Source organism: Acidocella sp. (assembly GCF_052326845.1).
Lineage (GTDB): Bacteria > Pseudomonadota > Alphaproteobacteria > Acetobacterales > Acetobacteraceae > Acidocella.
Map to the genome: position 1 here is coordinate 1 of NZ_JBKQJR010000061.1, position 3,268 is coordinate 3,268.

Consider the following 3,268-nt stretch of genomic DNA (forward strand, 5'->3'; position numbering starts at 1 on the left):
GCCCCGGACGCCGCCGTTTCGAATTGCTAGGCTTGTTATGTAAGCGGGAAGCGAAGCCGCGCGGGCGCGGGCGAAATACTGACCGCTTTCGGTTCAATGGCGCGCGGCGAGCCTTTCAAACTGCCGACATGCCGACTGAAGCTGAAAAAACATTGATTTGGCGGTGTCGGTTGAAACTCTATCAGGCCGACCGGCTGGTGCAGGAGATTGGCTTATGACACAGGACGAGTTGACCCTCTGGGCGGCGCGGAACGGTTGGCGGGTGATGGCGGGTTGCCCCAGCCTGGTGAAACCAGGGCGGCCAAAGGATGCAATCGTGCGGCTGTCGTTCAAGGTGACCGTGGTCAGCCTGGAAGTGCGCAAGGCGACGAAATGGGAAAAGGTGGCCAGCGCCAAATACGAGGATGTTGCGATGGATGAAAATGGGGAGCGGGTGCTGGGCCTGGGATTCGAAAAGGTGCCGAGCATCACTATGCTGATGCAGGAAAATCGGGACGCACAGGTGTTTGCGAAGTTTGGGAAATAGGCAAAATTGCCGGCCCATAAACAAGGAACCTTTTGCATTTCCAGCTCAGCCAATGAGCACTGAAAATGCTATGTCCGCTTCCGGAATTTAATGCAGTCCGTATAAACGACCAAGTTGGGCGCACGGCCGTTGATTCCAACAGTAGGCAAGCCCCTCGATCCTGGGGCTCGCCTCCCGGCTATACCTCTGTCCCCTCTGCGAGCGCCAGCGCATCCTCAATGTCAACGCCGAGGTATCGCACGGTGCTCTCAATCTTCGTATGACCGAGCAGAATCTGCACCGCGCGCAGGTTGCCGGTCTGCTTGTAGATGATGGACGCCTTGGTCCGCCGCAGCGAATGCGTCCCATAATCCTCCCGGCGCAATCCAATACCGGTCACCCATTCATCCACAAGGCGGGCATATTGCCGCGTGCTGATATGGTCGGCGTGGTCGATCCGGCTTGGAAACACGAAATCGTCGATCGTGCCTCCGCGGCGTTCGAGCCAAGCCAGGATGCTGTTGCGAGCCGACTCGAGCAGTTCGAACTGAACCGGCCGCCCGGTTTTCTGTTGAACAACGATGGCGCGTGATCGAACGCGCCCGCCGCTCACAAGGTCGCCGATCTTGATCTTTACGACGTCGCAACTGCGGAGCTTGCTGTCTATGGCGAGGTCAAACAGAGCCCGGTCACGCAAGCGCCCCTCGTGATCGAGCCAGAATCTGATGGCCCAGACCTGTTGTGGCTTCAGCGCGCGCTTGCTACCCAGTTTGCGGCCAGCGTTCCACGGGCGGCACTCTCTGGCGCCCAGGTCATACTCCGAATGTCCCATAGTTTTCCTCCTCTTGGCCATCTTGGCCGAAGAAGAGATAGGCATTCAGTCGGGCAGTAGGGCGGGCCGGTAGCGAACTGACCGCTTTCCGGCCACCCGCTCAGAAAAGCGGCTGTTCCCAAGTCGACCCATGCCAGATGCTGGCGGCTACGACAAGCCGTCCGAGAAGCGGACATTAGTCCATTAGCTCAATGGCGGAGAGGAATTTCCCGGCGAGGCGGTCTAAGCGCATGATAGTCCGCCGCCATTCCTTCATACGGCCGAACAGGCGCTCGACTGCACTGCGCCGACGGTAGGCGCGGCGGTTCGGCGGGGAGGGGCTGCGACGGGCGTGGGTGGAGGGAAGAACCGCCGCGCCGCGCCTCCTCTCCTCGTTGACGCAGTGCAGCATCACCCGTAAAAGCCCGCGCTCCTAACCAGCGAAGCCCCATTAGGCGCCCCCTTACTCAGCGCCGGAGGCGCAGCTTGACCATGTCCATCACTTTCGCCGATCTCTCCCTGGCGCCGCCCCTGCAACGCGCATTGGCCGAAGAGGGGTATGCCAACCCTACCCCTATCCAGGCCCAATCGATCCCGATGCTGCTGGCGGGCCGCGACGTGCTCGGCATGGCGCAGACCGGCACAGGCAAGACCGCCGCCTTCGCGCTGCCGCTGCTGCATCGCCTTGCCATGGCGCCCCGGCCGGCCCCCAAGGGCGGTGCTCGCGTTTTGGTCCTGGCACCCACGCGGGAACTGGTCTCTCAGATCGCCGACGGCTTCGAGCGCTTCGGTCGCCATCTGCAGCCCAGCGTGACAACGATCTTCGGCGGCGTCAGTCAGTTCCACCAGGTCAATGCGCTCAAGGCTGGCGTCGACATCATCGTGGCGGCACCGGGGCGGTTGCTGGATCTGATCAACCAGGGCCTCTGCGACCTGTCGCAGCTTGAGGCGCTGGTGCTGGATGAGGCCGACCAGATGCTCGATATGGGCTTCGCCAAGCCGATCGAGCGCATCGTCGCGACGCTGCCGAAGGAACGGCATACATTGCTGTTTTCGGCGACGATGCCGAAATCCATCACCGCGCTGGCCGAAAGCCTCCTGCGCGATCCGGCGAAGGTCGAGATCGCCCCGCCCTCAACCACCGTCGACCGGATCGAGCAGTCGGTCATGTTCATGGATGCCGCCGACAAGAAGCCAGCGCTGCTGGCGCTGCTGCGGACGCCGGGGATCGGCCAGGCCGTGGTCTTCACGCTGCAGAAGAACATTGCCAACGACGTCTGCGCCTTCATCACCGAGGCGGGCATCACCGCCGAGGCCCTGCACGGCAACAAGTCGCAGGGCCAGCGGGAGCGTGCACTGGACGCCTTCCGCACCGGGACCGTGCAGGTCCTGGTGGCAACGGATATCGCGGCGCGCGGCATCGACGTCGAGACCGTGACGCATGTTTTCAACCATGACCTGCCGAGCCTGCCGGAAAGCTATGTCCACCGCATAGGCCGCACCGGCCGCGCAGGGCGCAGCGGCTTCGCCGTCACGCTCTGCGATGCCGAGCAACGTGCCTGGCTGCGTGATGTGGAGCGGGAAATCGGTCGCGCTCTGACCGTTCATGACGATCACCAGTGGCATTCGGAAGCGGCGCGGAACTCGACCATGCGCCCACCCGTGCTGGGCGGTGGCCCGGCCAAGCAAATCAAGCCGCAGGAAAAGCGCGAGCGCAAAGTCTGGACCGAGGAAGAGAAGCGCGCCGCGCGGGCAGCTTCCAGGACGGCCTGAGAGGAAATCTGAATAGGCAGGCGGGCGGGTCAGGCGGATCTTTGCCGGTCCCCCGGTGTTGCCGATTCTCACCAATAAAAACGCATCTGGTCCGGTCATAACCACTACCAGAACGAAGACGCGTCATCGGCTCGGGCACCAGTCACAATAAACATGCGCCATGCCGCTATGTGGCGCAG

4 protein-coding genes are annotated in these 3,268 nt (G+C 62.5%); 3 read left to right on the forward strand and 1 reads right to left on the reverse strand.

What is annotated here, in order from left to right:
• Together ACLPJJ_RS03850 and ACLPJJ_RS03855 are read left to right on the forward strand one after the other, a co-directional pair.
• On the forward strand, positions 1-218 hold a 218-nt coding region (locus ACLPJJ_RS03850; RefSeq protein ID WP_443589618.1), incomplete at its 5' end, for a hypothetical protein.
• A complete protein-coding gene (locus ACLPJJ_RS03855) occupies positions 215-526 on the forward strand; it encodes a hypothetical protein (protein WP_443589620.1) in 312 nt (103 codons plus the stop codon). The genes ACLPJJ_RS03850 and ACLPJJ_RS03855, both read left to right, overlap by 4 nt.
• A 178-nt stretch (positions 527-704) precedes the next feature.
• Here the strand turns inward: ACLPJJ_RS03855 and ACLPJJ_RS03860 are convergent, their stop codons facing one another.
• The gene (locus tag ACLPJJ_RS03860) at positions 705-1,337 is read right to left on the reverse strand and encodes a tyrosine-type recombinase/integrase (protein WP_443589622.1); all 633 of its coding nucleotides are present in this window, start codon (positions 1,335-1,337) and stop codon (positions 705-707) included.
• 471 nt (positions 1,338-1,808) lie between these two features.
• Between ACLPJJ_RS03860 and ACLPJJ_RS03865 the strand changes: the two genes are divergently transcribed.
• Positions 1,809-3,089 carry a DEAD/DEAH box helicase gene (locus tag ACLPJJ_RS03865; protein ID WP_443589624.1) on the forward strand — a complete coding sequence of 427 codons (1,281 nt, stop codon included), beginning with the start codon at positions 1,809-1,811 and terminating at the stop codon, positions 3,087-3,089.
• Positions 3,090-3,268 lie beyond the last annotated feature (179 nt).

What these genes read in the sequence shown, in the direction of transcription:
- ACLPJJ_RS03855 (WP_443589620.1), top strand. Translation starts at nt 215, where the DNA reads ATGACACAGGACGAGTTGACCCTCTGGGCGGCGCGGAACGGTTGGCGG.
- ACLPJJ_RS03860 (WP_443589622.1), bottom strand. Translation starts at nt 1,337, where the DNA reads ATGGGACATTCGGAGTATGACCTGGGCGCCAGAGAGTGCCGCCCGTGG.
- ACLPJJ_RS03865 (WP_443589624.1), top strand. Translation starts at nt 1,809, where the DNA reads ATGTCCATCACTTTCGCCGATCTCTCCCTGGCGCCGCCCCTGCAACGC.